Raw genomic sequence first — 18,182 nt, 5'->3', positions numbered from 1 at the left:
TCGCCTTCAGCCGATAAAAGCCTTCTGCCATCATCGCCCATCACCCCGTGTGTTCACTTCACTCTGGCCGGTTATCGGTCCAGGGCGGAAGCTATTTTCTGGCTTATTGCGCCTTGCGCAAACGCTGCACTGTTGGAGCTTTTTTTCATGCGTCCCCCATTTCCCCTCACCACCGCGCGCCAGTCACTCGGCTTCGGCGCTTTAGTGCTGTGCGCCGGTTTTACCGCGCCGGCTCAGGCCAGCGGTTTTATCGACGACACCACGGCGAAAATCGAATCGCGCACGGTGTATTTCAACCGCGATTTTCGTGATGGGCACACCACTAACGACCAAGGCGCCTCCAAGCGTGAAGAGTCGGCGCAGGGTTTTATTCTCAACCTGCAATCGGGTTACACCGAAGGCCCAGTAGGTTTCGGCATCGATGCAATCGGCATGTTTGGACTCAAACTCGATTCCAGCGCCGACAGCAGCAACAGTGGTTTGCTGCCATCTAGCGGCGAGAACCCGCGCGCTTCGAAAGACCAGTACGCCAAACTTGGCTTGACCGCCAAAGTGCGCGTATCGCAAAGCGTGTTGAAGTACGGCGCACTGTTACCGGACTTGCCATTGCTCAAGTACAACGACGGCCGATTGCTGCCGACGATGTTCAACGGCGCGATGCTCAGCTCAAAAGAAGTCAAAGACCTGACCTTTATGGCGGCGCGGCTGGACCAGTACACCGCGCGCGATTCCACCGATTCCCAAGACATCCGCGTGCACTGCAAGAACAAGCGTTACGCCTGCAACACCACGGCGGACCATTTCGATATGGTTGGTTTCGATTACAAGATCAATGATCGCCTGACCGCGCAGTATCACTACGCGGAACTCGAAGACATCTATCGCCAGCACTTTGTCGGGTTTTTGGCCAATCAACTGCTGGGCGGCGGCGTGCTGAAAGCGGATCTTCGGGTATTGAAAAGTGCGGATAGCGGCGACGCGCGCGCGGGCTCTATCGATAACCGCGCGTTGAGCGGCATGTTGGCTTACGCAATCAGTGGCCACACGTTCAGCGCCGGTTGGCAGCGCATGAATGGCGACAATTCGATGCCGTACCTGGATGGCACTAATCCGTATCTGGTCAACTACGTGCAGGTCAACGACTTCGCCGCCGCGCAAGAGCGTTCGTGGCAAGTGCGTTATGACTATGACTTCAAGGCCATCGGGATAAATGGTTTGAGTTTCCTGACCCGCTATGTGAACGGTGATCACATCAAAGTGCTGGGCAGTGAGCAGGAGGGTAAAGAGTGGGAACGCGACAGCGAACTCAAGTACGTGGTGCAGAGCGGGACGTTCAAGGACGTCAGCGTGCGTTTGCGTAACGCGACGTACCGGACCAACTACCAGAAGTTCGCCCGCGACGTGGATGAAACGCGGGTGATCTTCAGTTACAACTTTTCGGTGTTGTGATTCACGCGCCTTTGCAGGAGCTACTTGTTGCAGCTCCTGCGAAGGACAGGTTTTAGAGCCAATGCCAGAACCGGCTCCAAAACCCGCGATTCAAATCTTCCTTGCATCCTGCGTATTGCCGCGCATAAAGGTCCGAGCGACCTTTGACGATACCGGCGGTATTCATCAACCACGCTTTGCTGGCGTAGGTTCTATTGCGATAGCCGCCCCAGCCTTCGTGATAGTTGAGGTATTGGCCGTACGCATCGTATTTGTAGACGCCGTTGATAGTCGCGGTTTTGTCCATGTACCAACCGATGAAGTCGATGGCGTCGTCGAAATCTTCGCGGTCGGCCCAGTTGCGACCGGTGCTCTTCTGGTAATCGGACCAGACTTCATCCTTGGCTTGCGCGTAGCCCGAGGCGGTCGACACCCGGCCCCAAGGGATGATCCAGAGCAGGTATTTGCGCGGTGTCTTGGCGTCGTAACGATAACCGGACTCTTGATACATGATCGCGAACGGCACTTGGATCGGCACGCCCCAGCGTTTTTGCGTGACTTGTGCGGCGTCGTACCAGTCGCTCTTTTCGCGGAAGATTTCGCAGATATCGTTCGGCGAGCGAGGGGGCGAGGTGCCGCAACCGGCCAGCAACGTTGTGAGTAACAAAAGTCCAGCCATTAGCCTTGCGTTCAAAAGCCCGTCTTCCTGAGATGCGCGGAGAAAGGGCGCTAGTTTACACATAGCCGTGTCAGGTCGATCGCTTTCGCGGGCAAGCCTCGCTCCTACAGGGTTGTCGGTCGAAGGAGCTGGCGTAAATGCTGTAGGAGCGAGGCTTGCCGGCGAAGAGGTCCGCGGCTTTAGCGCAATTCCAACTGATGTCGATACGGCAAATCCGGCCCGGTCTTGCTGCAGGTAAGCGCCGCCGCTTGCACGGCAAACTTGAGCATCGCGTCGATCTGCTCACGAGTCAGGCGCTGCACGCCGTCCACCGAGTCCAGTTGCTGTTCGGTCAGCCAGGTAATCAGCGCAGCCTGGAAGGTATCGCCGGCGCCGACGGTATCGGCAATCGTCACCGAACATGCGGGCACCGACCACGAGCCATGCGCCCGACTGAACACGCTCGCGCCTTCACCGCCACGGGTCAGGAACACTAATTGGCAGCGGTGGGTCAGCCAGCTTTCGATCACCCGCTGCGGATCCTGCTCGGGATACAGCAGGCTCAAATCTTCGTCGCTGACTTTGATCAGGTCGGCCAATTCGACCAGTTCGGCAATCCGCGAGCGCCACAGGTCGATGTTTGGCTCGGGGTTCAAGCGCACGTTCGGGTCGAGGCTGATCAGGCGTTTGCCACTTTCCCGACCGACCAGTGCGAGCAGCGTATCGGCAATCGGCTGGACCACCAGCGAGAATGACCCGATGTGCAAACCGCGCACCTGCGGCCCGAGTTCCGGCAGGTGTTCGAGGCGCAATTGCCGATCCGCGCAGCCTTCACCGCGAAAGCTGTAGTGCGGCGAGCCGTTGGCGCCGACCGCGACCATCGCCAACGTGGTCGGCGCGGCGAAGTCGACCAGGTAATCCGCGCGCACGCCTTCTTCCTGCAACACTTGTTGCAAACGGCGGCCGAGGTAGTCGGTGGACAGCCCGGCAAATAGCGCCGAGTCCACGCCCAAGCGGCGCAAACCCACCGCAACGTTGAACGGCGACCCGCCGGCAATCGCCTTGAAATTGACTTTTGAAGCCAGACCGCTGGCATCGTCTTCGCTGAAAAAATCGAACAGCGCTTCGCCACACACCAGATACATAATTGTTCGCTCTTAAAGGGTTGCGACATGCTGTTGATAGCGTTCGTAGGCCTGCTGCGCCGCCGCAACGTTGGCGGCAATCGGCAGGGTTTCGCTGGCCGGGTCGAGTTTCACGCAGCGTTCGCACAGTTCGGCCAAGCTGCTTGCGTTGCCGTTTGCCGAGGCTTGGCACCACGCCGCTTGAATCGCCGCGCCGAGGGCCGCCGCTTCGCTCTGTTCGGTGCAGATCACCGGGGTGTTCATGATATCGGCGACGATCTGCCGCCACACCGGGCTCTTGGAGCCGCCGCCGATCAAACAAATGCTGCGGCTTTGTAAGCCATTTTGGCGTAGCAGGTCCAGCCCGTAACGCAAGCCGAAGGTCGTGCCTTCGACCGCCGCGCGGCACAGGTTGGCTTCGGTCAGGTTGGTCATGGTCAGCCCCAGCAGGCTGCCGGTGGCGTGGGGCAGGGCGGGCACGCGTTCGCCGTTGAGGAACGGCAACATGCACACGCCGTCCGCGCCAATCGGCGCTTGTTCAACTCGTTCGTTGAAGCGCTCGATGTCCAATTCGAACAACTCGCGAATCAGCCCGGTGGCGTTGGTCAGGTTCATCGTGCAGATCAACGGCAACCAACCGCCACTGGAGGAACAGAACGTCGCGACCGAGGCGTCCGGGCTGACTGTTGGCTGTTCGGAATAGGCATAAACGGTGCCGGACGAGCCGAGGCTCATGGTGATCGCGCCGGGCTGAATATTGCCGGTGCCGATTGCGCCCATCATGTTGTCGCCACCGCCGCTGGCGACCAGTGCGTGGGGGTTGATCCCGAGTTGTGCGGCGATGCCTGGCAGGATCGTGCCGACCGGCTGGTGGGCGTCGATCAGCTCCGGCAGCGCCACCTCCAGGCGACCGCTGGGGTCGATCTCGCGCAATATCTGCAAGTGCCATTGGCGCGTGCGCACGTTGAAATAACCGGTGCCCGAGGCGTCACCGTATTCGCTGCAACTGCGGCCCGTCAGCCAATAGTTGAGGTAATCGTGCGGCAGCAGAATCCGCGCGATACGGGCAAAAACGTCCGGGTGTTGTTCTTTGGTCCAGAGTAGTTTCGACACTGTGTAGCCGGGCGCGATGACCACGCCGAGGCGTTCGAGCGAACCTGATTCGCCGCCAAGATTGGCCAGCAACCGATCGTTTTCCGGCGTTGATTCGGTGTCACACCAGAGCTTGGCCGGGCGCAAGACCTGGCCCTCGGCGTCGAGCAGGACCAAGCCGTGTTGCTGCCCGGAAACGCCGACGCCGAGGATCTTCTGGCCATCGACATTGGCCGCGAGCAGGGCGCGGCGGGTGGCGAGAGCAAAGGCTTCCAGCCATTGGCTGGTGTCTTGCTCGCGCCGACCGTTGGCGCCGCTGATCAGCGTGTGCGCCGCCGCGCCGAGGCCCAGCACCTGACCGCTGACGGCGTCGAGGATGATCGCTTTGGTGCCTTGAGTGCCGCAGTCGATGCCGAGGAATAGTTGTTGGTTTGCCATGTCATGACCCTACCGAAGATCCTTCGGCCAGCACCCGCTCCAGCGTCTGCGTCACACCGACCTCGCGCAAGCTGTTGCAGCACCATTCAAACGCTGCGACAAACTCCGGCGAATTGGCGATCGCCGTGCCGAAAATCTCCTCAACCGCGAGCAAGCGCTGGGTGATCAACGCATCATCAGCGACCAATGCCTGACAAAAAGTCGCCCGTGGATCGGGAATCGAATAGGTCACGCCGTTCTCATCGACACCTTTCAAATACAGCGCCCAAGCCGCAACCACCAACGCCGCACGCTTGGTTTCGCGGCCATCGGCGATCAAACGGTTGACCGTCGGCACGGTGAATTTCGGAAACTTCGACGAGCCATCCGAACACACGCGCTCCAGTTGATCGGCAATCGCCTGATTGGAAAACCGCGCCACCAGAGTGTTTTTGTACTCGGTCAGGTCAATGCCCGGCACCGGCGCCAGTTGCGGCGTGACGTCGAGGTCCATGTAAGCGCGCATGTAGCGCACGAACAGCGGGTCGTTCATGGTTTCGTGGACGAAACGGTAACCCTTGAGAAAACCCAGATACGTCAGGGCCAGATGACTGCCGTTGAGCAGTTTGATTTTCATCTCTTCATAAGGCGTGACGTCGTCGGTGAACTGCACGCCGACTTTCTCCCACGCCGGGCGGCCGTTGACGAATTTGTCTTCGAGCACCCATTGCACAAACGGCTCGCACACCACCGGCCAAGCGTCGTCGACCGCGTGTTTGTCGTGCAATTGCAGTTTGTGTTCGGTGCTGGTCATCGGCGTGATGCGGTCGACCATCGCGTTGGGGAAACTGACGTTTTGCTCGATCCAGTCACGCAGATCGCCGTCGCGCAAAGCGGCAAACGCGAGCAATGCCTTGCGGGTGACGGCGCCGTTGTGCGGCAGGTTATCGCACGACATCAAGGTGAACGCGGGCGTTCCGGCGGCGCGGCGTTTGGCCAGCGCGGCGCAGAGGAAACCAAACACGGTTTTCGGCGCGTCCGGGTGTGCCAGATCGTGCTGGATTTGCGGCAAGTGCGCCATGAACTCGCCGTTGCTGTCATCAATGCAATAACCGCCCTCGGTAATAGTCAGCGAGACGATGCGAATCTGCGGATCGGCGAGTTTGTCGATCAAGGCTTGGGCGCTGTCCTCGGCGAGCAACATGTCGCGAATAGCGCCGATCACCCGTACTTCGGTGTCATCGCTGTCGCCGAGTTCGAACAGGGTGAACAGGTAATCCTGCTCTTTAAGATCGTCGCGAGCGCGGCGGTCTTCGGCGCGCAGGCCGACGCCGCAAATCGCCCAGTCGAGGCCTTCGCCGGTGTTCATCAACGCATCGGTGTAATACGCCTGATGCGCGCGGTGGAAACCGCCGACGCCGATGTGCGCAATGCCTTGGCGCGTGTCGCTGAGTGCGTAGGTGGGCAGCGCCACTTCGGTGGCGAGGCGGTTGAGATTGGATTTATTGAGTTTCATCACAGGCTCTCTGAATCAGGCTGCTGCGCGCAGCGGGCGGGTCAGCGCCACGCCGTCGGCATCGAATAAATGGCAGTGTTCGGCGTCCAGGTGCAGGCTCAAGGTTTCGCCATAACGGCTCGCCAGGTCGCCGCGCACGCGCATGGTCAACGCTTCGCCGCACGAGGTGACGACGTGGCAGAAAGTGTCGCTGCCCAGGCGTTCGCTAACGTCGGCGGTGACTTGCAGGGTGCAGTCGCCGGTTTGCGCAAGGTTCAAGTGTTCCGGGCGAATCCCCAGCGTTACCGCGCCGCCGACGCTGAGGCTGGCGCCGCTCAATGGCAGGGTGATGCGGGTGCCGGCGTCCAGCAGGACTTCGACGTTCTGGCTTTCGACGCGGGTGACTTTACCCTTGAGGAAGCCCATTTTCGGCGTGCCGAGAAACCCCGCGACGAACAGGTTGGCCGGTTGGTGATAGAGGTCCAGCGGCGAGCCGACTTGCTCGACTTTGCCGCCATTGAGCACCACCACTTTGTCGGCCATGGTCATGGCTTCGACCTGATCGTGGGTCACGTAAATCATCGTCGCTTGCAGTTCTTTGTGCAGGCGCAGCAGTTCCAGACGCATTTGCACGCGCAGGGCGGCGTCGAGGTTGGACAGTGGTTCGTCGAACAGGAAGATTTTCGGGTTGCGCACAATCGCCCGACCAATCGCCACACGTTGGCGCTGGCCGCCCGACAGTTGTTTCGGTTTGCGTTCCAGCATCGGCCCGAGTTCGAGGATGCGCGCCGCTTCACCGACTTTCTTCTCGACTTCGGCTTTCGCTACGCCGGCCAGATCAAGGGCGAAGGACATGTTCTTTTTCACAGTCATGTGCGGGTACAGGGCGTAGGTCTGGAACACCATCGCCAGGTCGCGCTTGGCCGGGCTGACTTCGGTGATGTCGCGGCCATCGAGTTCGATGGTGCCGCCGCTGACTTCTTCGAGGCCGGCGATCAGGCGCAGCAGCGTGGATTTGCCGCAGCCCGATGGACCGACGAACACCACGAATTCCTTGTCGTTCACTTCGAGGTCGATGCCCTTGATGATGGAAAAACCTTCGAAGCCTTTTTGCAGATTCTTGATTTTCAGGTTGGCCATGGTGATGGGCCTCCACGTGTTGTTATTTGGTTGAGCTGCTCGGGCTTTTTTGTAGGAGCCAGGCTTGCCGGCGAAGGCGATTTGACGGACGCCTTCGCCGGCAAGCCTGGCTCCTACAGAGACGATCTATTTATTTCACCGCACCAAACGACAGGCCCCGGACCAGTTGTTTCTGGCTGATCCAGCCGAAGATCAGAATCGGCGCGCAGGCCAGGGTCGAGACCGCTGACAACTTGGCCCAGAACAGACCTTCGGGGCTTGAATACGAGGCGATCAATGCGGTCAGCGGCGCGGCTTTCGACGAGGTCAGGTTGAGTGACCAGAACGCCTCGTTCCAGCACAAGATCAGCGACAGCAGCACCGTGGAAGCCAGGCCACCCTTGGCGATTGGCAGCAATACCCGAACCATTTCCTGCCACAACGTGGCGCCGTCGAGGCGCGCGGCTTCGAGGATGTCTTTGGGGATGTCTTTGAAGTAGGTGTAAATCATCCAGACCACAATCGGCAGGTTGATCAGCGTGTAGATCACGATCAGCGCAATCCGCGTATCGAGCAGGCCGAAGCTCTTGGCCAACAGGTAGATCGGCATCAGCACGCCCACCGGTGGCAGCATTTTGGTGGAGAGCATCCACAGCAGCGTGCCTTTGGTGCGTTTGGTTTCGTAGAACGCCATCGAGTAGGCCGCTGGCACCGCGATCAGCAGGCAAAGCGCCGTGGCGCTGAAGGAAATCACCACCGAGTTCCAGGCGAAACTGAAGTAATCGCTGCGCTCGTTGATGTGCAGGTAGTTCTCCAGCGTCGGCGTGAAGATGAACTGCGGCGGCGTGGCGAAGGCGTCGATTTCGGTTTTGAAACTGGTCAGCACCATCCAGAAGATCGGAAAGAAGATCAGGATCGCGATGGCCCAGGCCAGGGTGCCGAGCAGCAGGCTTTGCAGACGGCGGGATTGTTGAAGAGTCATGGCGCGGGCCTCAGGCTTTGTCTGTCAGGTTTTTGCCGATCATCCGGACCAGGACGATGGCCGCGACGTTGGCAATCACCACCGCGATCAAGCCGCCGGCGGACGCCATGCCGACATCGAACTGCACCAGCGCCTGGTTGTAGATGAGGTAGGCGAGGTTGGTCGAGGCATAGCCGGGGCCACCGTTGGTGGTGGTGAAGATTTCGGCGAACACCGAGAGCAGGAAGATCGTTTCGATCATCACCACCACGGCAATCGGCCGCGCCAGGTGCGGCAGGGTCAGGTGCCAGAAGATCGCGACCGGGCCGGCACCGTCGAGGCGCGCGGCTTCTTTCTGTTCCTGGTCGAGGGACTGCATGGCGGTCATCAGGATCAGAATCGCGAAGGGCAGCCATTGCCACGAGACAATGATGATGATCGACAGCAGCGGGTAATGCGCCAGCCAGTCCACCGGTTGCGCGCCGAAGAGCTTCCAGATGTAGGCGAGAATCCCCGAGACCGGATGGAAAATCAGGTTCTTCCAGATCAGCGCGCCGACGGTGGGCATGATGAAGAACGGCGAAATCAGCATGACCCGGACGATGCCGCGCCCGAGGAATTCGCTGGCCTCCAGCAACGCACTGATCAATACGCCAAACACCACGCTGATCAGCAACACGCTGCCGACCAGCAGCAAGGTATTGCTGGCGCCGGGCAGGAAACCCGAATCGGTGAGGAAATAGGTAAAGTTTTCCAGCCCTACGAACTCGTTTTCGCCAGGGTAGAGCAGGTTGTAGCGGATCATCGAGAAGTACACGGTCATGCCCAGCGGTACGATCATCCACAGCAGCAACAGCGCCACTGAAGGACTGACCAGAAACCAGCCGGGATTGGCCAGCCGGCTTTTACGCACCGGTTGGGGAATGTCCATTTGAGCTTTGGCAGTTGAGATATTCATGGCAAAAGAACCGATTGGGAACAGGCAGATGAGATCAACTGCAGGAGCGAGGCTTGCCCGCGAAAGCGGTGTGTCAGACAAGCCGCCTTCGCGGGCAAGCCTCGCTCCTACAGGGGGGCACGGGTTACTTGGGGTAACCGGCGCGCTTCATCTCACGTTCGGTAGTTTGCTGGGCCGCGGTCAGCGCTTGATCGACCGTGGTCTGGCCGATCAACGCTGCCGAGAACAACTTGCCGACCTGCGTGCCGACGGCCTGGAACTCGGGAATGGTCACCAATTGAATGCCGATATACGGCACAGGTTTCGCGCTCGGTTTGCTCGGATCAGCCACTTTCAGCGATTCCAGCGTGACTTTGGCAAACGGCGCGGCGCTCATGTAAGCCTCGCTGTAGGTCGAGGCGCGCGTGCCTGGTGGCACGTTGGCAATCCCGTCTTTCTCGGCAACCAGCGCGCCGTATTCCTTGGAAGTGGCCCAGGCGCTGAAGGTCTTCGCGGCGTCCTTGGCTTTGGAACTGGTCGGGATCGCCAGTGCCCAGGAATATAACCAGGCAGAGCCTTTATCGGTGGTTTCATGCGGCGCATAGGTGAAGCCGACGTGCTCGCTGACCTTGCTTTGGCTCTTGTCGGTGACGAACGAACCGGCGACGCTGGCGTCGACCCAGATCGCGCATTTGCCGCTGTTGAACAGCGCGAGGTTTTCGTTGAAGCCGTTGCTGGATGCGCCTGGAGGACCGGAATCCTTCATCGTTTTGACGTAGAAGTTCAGCGCGTTTTTCCATTCCGGACCGGTGAATTCCGGTTTCCACTGTTCGTCGAACCAGCGCGCGCCGTAGGCATTGGCGACGGTGGTGATCAACGCCATGTTTTCGCCCCAGCCGGCCTTGCCGCGCAGGCAGATGCCGTACTGTTCTTTGTCCTTGTTCGTGAGTTTGCTGGCAAATTCGCTGATCTGCGTCCAGGTCGGATGCTCCGGCATGGTCAGCCCGGCGTCCTTGAACAGGTCGGTGCGGTAATAGGTGATCGAGCTTTCGGCGTAGAACGGCAAGGCGTACAGCGAGCCCTTGACCGACAGACCTTCACGCACCGACGGGAATACATCGTCGAGCGCGTAATCGGCCGGCAAATCCTTCATTGGTTCCAGCCAACCCTTGGCGCCCCAGAGTGCAGCTTCGTACATGCCAATCGTCAATACGTCGAACTGGCCTCCCTGAGTGGCGATGTCGGTGGTCAGGCGCTGGCGCAGGACGTTTTCTTCGAGCACCACCCAATTCAGCTTGATGTCCGGATGTGCGGCCTCGAAGGTTTTCGAGAGCTTTTGCATGCGGATCATGTCGCTGTTGTTGACGGTGGCGATGGTCAGGGTCTGAGCGCCGAGGCTGACGCTGCTAAGGGTCATGCAGGTGAGGGCAAGCAGAGCTTTTACAGAAGGTTGCATCGTGCACTCCTTTTCTGTACCCGGCGGGGCCAGAAGGACGGTTATTGTTTTTGTGTCTTCCGAGGCAGGAAGAATGTGCACTGATTACAGCCTTCAATTGAGCATGTGACAAATCATCCATAGCACTGCAATCGATACTTTTTTGCACTGGAATTTGCGTGGGCGAGCGCAGAGGACGGTTGTCGGGCGACAGTCCGGCATGAATTGCGTATTGGTTTTTTCACTTGTGGGAGCATGGCTTGCCCGCGATGACGCTCTCGGGAACGCCATCGCGGGCAAGCCATGCGCCCACGCTAACCGAGGTTTTGTTCGGTGAGGCGCTGCACCGCCAACCGCCGGTAATGCGAGGGTGTCATGCCTTTGAGCTGCTGAAACCGCCGATTGAAATTGGAAATATTGTTGAAGCCCGACTCGAAGCACACGTCGGTCACCGGTTTATCGCCATCGGCGAGCAGCTCGCAGGACTTGCTGATGCGCAACCGATTGACGAATTCGATAAAACAGCGGCCAGTCGCTTGTTTGAACACACGGCTGAAATAGGTCGGTTTCATTCCCAGATGTTCCGCCACTTCTTCCAGCGGCAACTCCCGGGCGTAGTGGGCAAAAATGTAATCCACCGCGCGGTTGGTGCGGTCGACGCTGTGCTCGTCGGCCAACTGCGGCGTGGTGGCGCCGGACAACAATTGGTAGTCGTCCGAGGCCGCAAGCAACTCCAGCAGAATGAAAAAGTGCCCGAGGCGCGTGACGCCTTGGGTGTCGGCGATGCGCTGCATCAGCGTCATTGCCTGGCGAATCGTGCGTTTGCAGCGAAACTCGATGCCGTACTGCGCACGCTCAAGCAGCGGTGCCAGGGTTTTCAGTTCGGCGAACACTAAATGACCGCTGTCGAACAGTTCATCGGTGAAGTTGACCAGCATGTCGCGCTTGGGCACCACTTCGTCTTCGGCGACCTGGCTGATCCAGTTGTGCGGCAGGTTGGGGCCGGTGAGGAACAACGATTCTGGGTAGAAGTTACCAATGTAATCGCCAATGAACACCTTGCCGGAGCTGGCGACGATCAGGTGCAGTTCGTATTCCTTGTGAAAATGCCAGCGCACCAGCGGGCATGGAAAGCCATGCTGGCGATAGATGATGGACAACCCGTTGTGGTCGTCCATCAACTCGTAGGAGGGGTCGGTGATGCGGGTAGCTCGGCTCATGGCAAGGCACTTTTATTGTTGACGCTGTTGTTAGTGCGATTGTTATTGCGCCCCGATGATGCCTCTTTCCGACCCGATTACGCCAGCGCCCGCCGCTCAAGCCTGCAGGCTGACAGCCTTCATGCTATTGGCGACCCAGCAGTACCCGACGATTTCCGATTCATCAAAAAAGTCGGTGCTGATGATGCTGCATTGGCTGACCCAGCTCCGCGACGAATGAAACCAGTCATTGATGTGCTGCTTGATGCTACCGGGCCGCCGAGAAATGTGTAACTGGTCGCGGTTAACGACCACAGATATGAGCTGAGTCGTGGTGTGTCCAGGGTATCGGCGATGTGGCGGCGCAACTCGGCCACGCTGGTCAGACGAGAGCCGCTCCAGCGGTGAGCGATACTGCCCCAAAACAAGTCGGGATCCAGCTCCACTGACACACGGGAGGCCAGAATCACTCGTCTCTTGCCGCTCGCAGCCTTTAGCTCACCGATGGTTTTTTCTTCATCATCCTGCGAGATGGCGCGTGCGCCGAGACGCAGTTTCACCAGCTCGTTGAACTGCTTGAAATCGAAAGGTTGGTCGCCATCGCGTAGCTGGTGGAAATCCAGGACGATGAACTCATGCGGATTACGCTCCAGAAAGTGGTTAACCGCATCCAGCAGTTCATCCAACACGCGATGCGATTGGTGACCGTTGTGGTGAAAGTAAAATGTGCCGGTGGGCGAGCCGGGCGTGTAGCCCAGGCGCAAATCGAAGGCTCGTGCTCCTTTGGTAAGTTGCCAGGCAAATGAATCGTTTTGGCAGGTGGTCCAGTTTCCGAAGACGACCTCATAGTTCGGCGCTTTTTTGTCCATCCCTGCGTTATGCACGCCGGGCCAGATCAGGTCGGTCAATTTCAAGCGGTCAATGTCGAGGACTTTGTTCATCCAGCATTGCGTGTCGACATTGGCGGTAGGGGTGAACGGCATGTCTCAAGGCTCCTGCCCAAGGCTCGGCTCCGATCCGTGGAGGCGAGATAGTGTGGAAAAATCACTTCATGCGACGAAGCCTAGAAGCGGATCTGCAATCCTTCCACTCCAAGAAACATCTTAATAAACATAGCCTTGTGCCATATTTCTCAGGTTACTTATCAATCGCGAGATTCGGAAACGTCCGACGCACTGTGGCGATTTTTCGCCTCGATCCACTGCGACATGTACTGGGTGCTTTTGTGCGCGTGATGTCGAAGCATGGCGCCAGTGAAGTTGTCGCGACGCCGCTCAGCCAGATCGCGATGACAGGCTTGCAGTCGTTCGATCAGCGCCGGACCGTGCACCGATTGCTGATATTGCGCGGCCAGCAACTCATCGCCGCGTTGTTGCGCCGACGTCCACAACGCCTGGTTCTGATACAACGCGACGGCTGCAGCGGCGATGGCTTCAGCGGATTCGCCAATTACACCGGGCCATGGCAGCAGACCATCGCTCATGCCTTCAGCGCCAATCGGCGTGGTAACCGTCGGCGTGCCGCAGAGCATCGCATCGACGATTTTGCCCTTGATCCCGGCGCCGAACCGCAGCGGCGCCAGACAAACGCGCGCCGCCGACATCACTTGCAACGCATCTTGCGCCCAGTTCATCACATGAAAACCTTGCGCCGGGTTGTGCAGTGCGGTGGCTTTTGGCGGCGTGTAGGCGCCATACAGATGCAATTGCGCGCCGGGCAATTGCTGGCGAATCAGCGGCCACACAGCGGTTTTCATCCAGAGCACCGCGTCCCAGTTCGGCGCATGGCGGAAGTTGCCGATGCTGAGAAAGTGCGCTCGCGCCTCAAACGCCGTGTGCGCGGTCGTTGGCATCGCTGGCATCAACGGGCACCAGTGCAGCAACTCGCGCGGCAGTTTGAATTGCTCGACCAGCAACTCGATTTCCACCGGCGAAATCATCAGGCTCAGGTCGCAGCGGTACAGGGCGGCAATCTCGCGTTTGGCCAGGTCGGTGCCGGCCATCAACTGGAATTCTTCGCGCAATGCCGGCGCAAACAGATCGCTGAAATCGTTCTCGTCGGCGCTGGCCTTCAAACGCTCTTTGAGGCGCTGATGCCGGGCATGTCGCAGGCTTTGCAGGTCGGAAGTTTCGAGCACGCGCAACGCGTCGGGGCAATGTTTCTCGACGCGCCAGCCAAATTGCTCTTCCATCATGAATTGGTCGAACAGGACGATATCCGGAGCGAGTTCGCTAATAAACGTGTCGAAACTGCTGTTGTTCAGCTCGATTGCGCATTCACGAATACCCAGTGCAGCGAGGTCAGCCTTGTGTTCGCCGACGCCCGCCGGGCTGCTGAAGGTAATGTCCCAGCCTTGTTGCAGGAATGTGTCGAGAATCTGCATCACGTGCCCACTGGCTGCCGAAGAGCGAGGCTCGGGCCAGACGTAACCGATGACCAGGACTTTGGTAGTGGGCGAACTCATGAACGGATTTCCTGTGGTGATGCGTTGGGCCGTGAAAAAAACCGCGCATTAAACCACAGGAAACCAGCTGGAGAGGCTAAACGTTAGCGATCAGATCCGGTTCAGGGAAATCGACACCGCGCGGGTGATGCCGCCCTGACGACTGGCTTGCAGTGCCGCGTTCATCTGCAAAACATTGCCATCAAAGTCCATTGGATCGCTGTCCAGTTGACTCAGTAACGACGTTAATACCGCCCACGAATCGGCATTTTTCAAGGCCTCGGTCCGGTCGTGGAAGCGCCCCGAAACACCTTCGCCAGCCACCGGATAATGGCCGCTCGCCAGATTCAGCAGCGGTGCCACGTCCAGCTGTTGAGCGCCAGCATTGCTGGTTGGCATTGGCAGGGCAACGCTCAAATCCAGGATGCCGGTGCCGGCGCGAAGCAGCATTCGAATCAAGTCGTCGGCAATCACCCCTTCATTCAGGTCACTTTCAACAAAGCGTTGATTGAGATCGGCGCAAAAGACACTGATGAATTGTTTCTCTGACTGCAGTGACCCGGCGGTTTGCCACGCCCGGAATGCCTCAGGATCGAAGGCGAGCATATCTTGGCTGACGCTCTGATCGGCGAGCAGGAAATTGCGCAGGCTGACCGCGCTGTAGTAAGACTTCTGCGCCATCAACACGCTGTTGACCGCTGCGATGGAACTCTCACCCAGCAACAGGCTGACAATCTTGCCGACGTCGGTTCGATGGTTGGCGTGCGACAGGACGGTAATGGCTCTGTCGATTTTCAGGCGTGCGGTCGACAGTGCGCTGTCGATCACCGTGCCGGTGTAAAGGGCAGGCAGTTGCTTGTCAAAACGCGGCAAGCGGATATCGCCGATGCTGCGGAAGTTGTTCAGGGCCTCGCCCCATGGCCGGCCGAAGCGGTTGATTGCGTGCCATGTGCTGTTACGGCTTCGGCTCGCCCAGAGGTTGATCGCCTCACTGTTGTCCTTGGCGATCCATGTCCCTTGCGCCAGGTCGGCGCGGTTTGATGCTCTGACGACATCGTAGGAATCCGCGACTTTGGTGAGCCGATGAATCTGTGTCCGCGCTTTCGCCACCACCTCGATACCGACCAAGTTCAGGCGCAGGCCTCCTTTAAAGAACAGTTTTGCCCCGTGCGCCGCGTAGCTATTGAGCCCGTCGAGCGGGTTGAATGTACCGATTGCCAGAATGAGGAGTTGTTTGGCGGTGCTGGCAACTCTTGAGCACGAGGACACGGTCCTGGACATGATGGCGGCGATTTTCGACACCGCGCCGACGATTCCACCGACGACTGCGATGGCATCCATCAGGCAACCAAATACCCCCTGCGCCACCCGAACTCGTTCGCCTGATGCCAAGTCCTGAATGCAGGATCGAAACGGGATAATCAGATTGAGCATAAACTCCGAACGCTCTTCGTAAACGTTCGTCAACTTTTCATATTTCGTTTCTCCCGCCGCGACCTCTTTGAGTTCCGCGTAAGTGGCGAGCGGGCGATGGTCGGCAATGAATTGTGCAATGCGTTCAAAGTGCGGGTAGTGGAAACGCTGATAAGTCCCTTTCATTCGGCTCGTGGTGGAAGTGGGTGCTGCCAACACTCCGAGTTTATCCAGCACGACATGACTGGTGGTCTGATGGCTGGGTTCACTGCCGTGGGTATAGTTGCGGATGTCGAGCGGCATCAAGTGTACGGGGGCGGGGCTCATTTGCGACTTTATATCACCGGAAAAATCAATCCGCGAAGGGCTGTTCCATAACGCGGCGCTGTCAATGGCGTCGGCCAATTGCGGGTTTTTCAGGCATTTGCCGTGCAGGCTGAAAAGTTCATAACAGGTGGTTTTACCAGCGTTGCTGATGCACATGACCACGCCATAATGTCCGGTGGCAGCGTCGATAGCCTGTTGTGTTTCTACCGTGGCGAAATATTCCAGACCAACACGGCCGTTTAATGCAACTGGCGCTTTAGTCTCGAATGCCGCAGTAGGGCGCACGGTGTAAAAAGTTATTTGATTGCGCAGCAGCTCTCGTTGGTCATCTTCGTCCAACTGCGCCAACGCCAACTTGAGATTGGTCACCAGAGCTTTGCTCAATTGCTGTTGATAAGCACGCACGGGCACTTCAAAGTCATCCGTGAGTTGACTGAGCTCTGTTATCAGGTTTGGGTGTTTTTTGAATATATCGCCGGCAGGGTCATTCCAGTGCTGGTGTACCAGGTCGCCGGACATATGCAGCTCGAGCATCGACATATGTTCACCCTGCCAACGCGTGCCTGCATAGGTCAGAACCTCACTTTCGAGGTGATCACAATTCGGCAGGATCTTTTCAAGTTGCTGCCGTGCAAATGCTTTGCGACTCGGCGGCGCAGCGCCAAATGCACTGGCTGCCTGGCTCAATTGCTCCAGATAAAGTTGATAGGCCGACGTGGCTTTCTGCAAGGCTTCAAGGCCGGATTTTTGCCACGCTTCTCGCGTTATCACCTGATTCAACGCAGCCCAATTGATGATCGGGTCGATGGCTGCCAAGGCGCTGAGCTTTTCCTGAGACGGGCCGATTGATTCGAATCCGGCATATTCCATGACTTGATCAAAGGTCATCAAACGCGACGCACCCAGCGCCTGCGATTCGATCAACGCCACCGTCCGGCTGAGCGTTACCCATCCGATCGACCCCAGTAAAGGCGTCGACGGCAATTGCAGAATCAGGAATTCCGGCGCCACATGCGCAAGCAGCAGATGCACGGCCAATGGCGCGGCGGCGGCACTGACTCGTTGATTATTGGTTAGATACGCTTCCAATTCCTGGCGGGCCAGAAAGTGCGGCCAATCGACTTTGTCTGGTGAGTAAAGATTGAAGCTGCCAAGTGGGTCCGCTGTCGGTGAGGTAGATTGCAGGTCGAGCAAAATGGCGCTGACCAGCAATTGCTCGAGGTCTGCGTCATTTAACGGTTCATCGACATTGTTGTTGGCCCCATACCAGCCCAGTTCATCAATGTATTGCCGCGCCAGCATTCGCGAAGAGGGGTGGCTGACCAGCGACTTGATTGATTGCGCCGCTTGGTCCCAGCGTGCCAGGCGGTTGTGCAAGACATCTTCATGCAGCTTGTCGAGCAGTTTTTTTCCGCGAGGAAGCAGTTTGGCGGTAGCGCTTCGCATTGCCGCTTGCTGGTCACTTGTCATCACGGCACCACCGGGTTCAGTGGTAAGCAATTGACTCCAGTAGTTACCCATGTCATCGGGAGTCGGCAGATTGAAGGTCAAGAAGTCCAGGAGGTTTTTGTTCTGGTCAAAATGTGTGGGCACATTCAGTTCGTGAAATTTCATCCATTGCGCTATTTCGACTTTGTTAGTCGAAGAAACCAACCCGCCGGTCCGCTTTGCAACTTCAACCAGGCATTTCAGAGTGTGCGCGGAAGAAGGTTGGCTATTGGCAATGTCGGTAATAGGCTCCCAATGATCGCCCCGAATAAACAGACTGCCATCGCTGTTGACGAACGATTCGACCAGAGGTTTCAGGAACAATCGCACGCTGTGTTGTTGAATGAACGGTTGGTCGGTCAGTTTTCTCAGCAATGAACTGCCTGGCATGTGCATGTTATACAACGAGGATCCTGGTCGAAGATCAATATCGTGTTCAGACCAGTCGATAGGGAAAGCCCTTGGATCAACAATCACAGCGCGCAACTGGCGGATGACCTGATCTCTTTCAAATTTGTCAGCTTGATTGCGCAGGGCCCTGATATTAAAAGCGGCGGTGAAAGAGGGTTTGATCAAGTTTTGCACGACGGAAGTCATCTAAGTTGATTCTCATGTGTGTCAGTGGTTTGTTTTCCTTGTTGAATGG

Annotated in this window: 12 protein-coding genes and 1 pseudogene; 1 reads left to right on the top strand and 12 read right to left on the bottom strand. The window is 58.1% G+C overall.

Annotated features, from left to right (window positions below; translation table 11 throughout):
* Positions 1-147 precede the first annotated feature (147 nt).
* Positions 148-1,449: an OprD family porin gene (locus FBY12_RS04365; protein WP_145251472.1), complete on the top strand. Its 1,302-nt coding sequence runs from the start codon at positions 148-150 to the stop codon at positions 1,447-1,449.
* A 52-nt stretch (positions 1,450-1,501) separates the two neighbouring features.
* On the opposite strand, the gene FBY12_RS04360 is transcribed toward FBY12_RS04365, so the two are convergent.
* The 12 genes and pseudogenes from FBY12_RS04360 to FBY12_RS04305 all read right to left on the bottom strand — a co-directional run bounded on the left by FBY12_RS04360 (position 1,502) and on the right by FBY12_RS04305 (position 18,133).
* Positions 1,502-2,107 carry a hypothetical protein gene (locus FBY12_RS04360; protein WP_121730838.1) on the bottom strand — a complete coding sequence of 202 codons (606 nt, stop codon included), beginning with the start codon at positions 2,105-2,107 and terminating at the stop codon, positions 1,502-1,504.
* A 179-nt stretch (positions 2,108-2,286) separates the two neighbouring features.
* Positions 2,287-3,231 (bottom strand): carbohydrate kinase, encoded by a 945-nt coding sequence (locus FBY12_RS04355; RefSeq protein ID WP_145251470.1) that lies wholly within the window; start codon positions 3,229-3,231, stop codon positions 2,287-2,289.
* A 12-nt stretch (positions 3,232-3,243) separates the two neighbouring features.
* Positions 3,244-4,740 carry a xylulokinase gene (gene xylB, locus FBY12_RS04350; protein WP_145251468.1) on the bottom strand — a complete coding sequence of 499 codons (1,497 nt, stop codon included), beginning with the start codon at positions 4,738-4,740 and terminating at the stop codon, positions 3,244-3,246.
* Between the two features lies 1 nt (position 4,741).
* Positions 4,742-6,235, bottom strand: coding sequence for a mannitol dehydrogenase family protein (locus tag FBY12_RS04345; protein ID WP_145251466.1), 1,494 nt, complete (start codon positions 6,233-6,235; stop codon positions 4,742-4,744).
* 15 nt (positions 6,236-6,250) lie between these two features.
* Complete coding sequence (locus FBY12_RS04340) at positions 6,251-7,354, bottom strand: ABC transporter ATP-binding protein (protein WP_121730834.1); 1,104 nt, start codon at positions 7,352-7,354, stop codon at positions 6,251-6,253.
* Between the two features lie 130 nt (positions 7,355-7,484).
* Positions 7,485-8,315 (bottom strand): carbohydrate ABC transporter permease, encoded by an 831-nt coding sequence (locus tag FBY12_RS04335; protein ID WP_054046221.1) that lies wholly within the window; start codon positions 8,313-8,315, stop codon positions 7,485-7,487.
* Between the two features lie 10 nt (positions 8,316-8,325).
* The gene (locus FBY12_RS04330) at positions 8,326-9,225 is read right to left on the bottom strand and encodes a carbohydrate ABC transporter permease (RefSeq protein ID WP_256663281.1); all 900 of its coding nucleotides are present in this window, start codon (positions 9,223-9,225) and stop codon (positions 8,326-8,328) included.
* A 151-nt stretch (positions 9,226-9,376) separates the two neighbouring features.
* On the bottom strand, positions 9,377-10,687 hold the full coding sequence (locus FBY12_RS04325; protein ID WP_101207368.1) for a sugar ABC transporter substrate-binding protein: 1,311 nt from the start codon (positions 10,685-10,687) through the stop codon (positions 9,377-9,379).
* Between the two features lie 293 nt (positions 10,688-10,980).
* Positions 10,981-11,886: an AraC family transcriptional regulator gene (locus FBY12_RS04320; protein WP_092280996.1), complete on the bottom strand. Its 906-nt coding sequence runs from the start codon at positions 11,884-11,886 to the stop codon at positions 10,981-10,983.
* Positions 11,887-11,982: 96 nt separating this feature from the next.
* Positions 11,983-12,848: pseudogene (locus FBY12_RS04315) on the bottom strand (phospholipase).
* A gap of 161 nt (positions 12,849-13,009) precedes the next feature.
* Complete coding sequence (locus FBY12_RS04310; protein ID WP_145251464.1) at positions 13,010-14,329, bottom strand: glycosyltransferase; 1,320 nt, start codon at positions 14,327-14,329, stop codon at positions 13,010-13,012.
* A gap of 90 nt (positions 14,330-14,419) precedes the next feature.
* Positions 14,420-18,133, bottom strand: a complete 3,714-nt coding sequence (locus FBY12_RS04305) for a hypothetical protein (RefSeq protein ID WP_145251462.1) — start codon at positions 18,131-18,133, stop codon at positions 14,420-14,422.
* Positions 18,134-18,182: the final 49 nt, after the last annotated feature.

The organism is Pseudomonas sp. SJZ131, assembly GCF_007828705.1.
GTDB classification, from domain to species: domain Bacteria; phylum Pseudomonadota; class Gammaproteobacteria; order Pseudomonadales; family Pseudomonadaceae; genus Aquipseudomonas; species Aquipseudomonas prosekii.
This window is presented reverse-complemented; position numbering and strand designations above follow the sequence as displayed.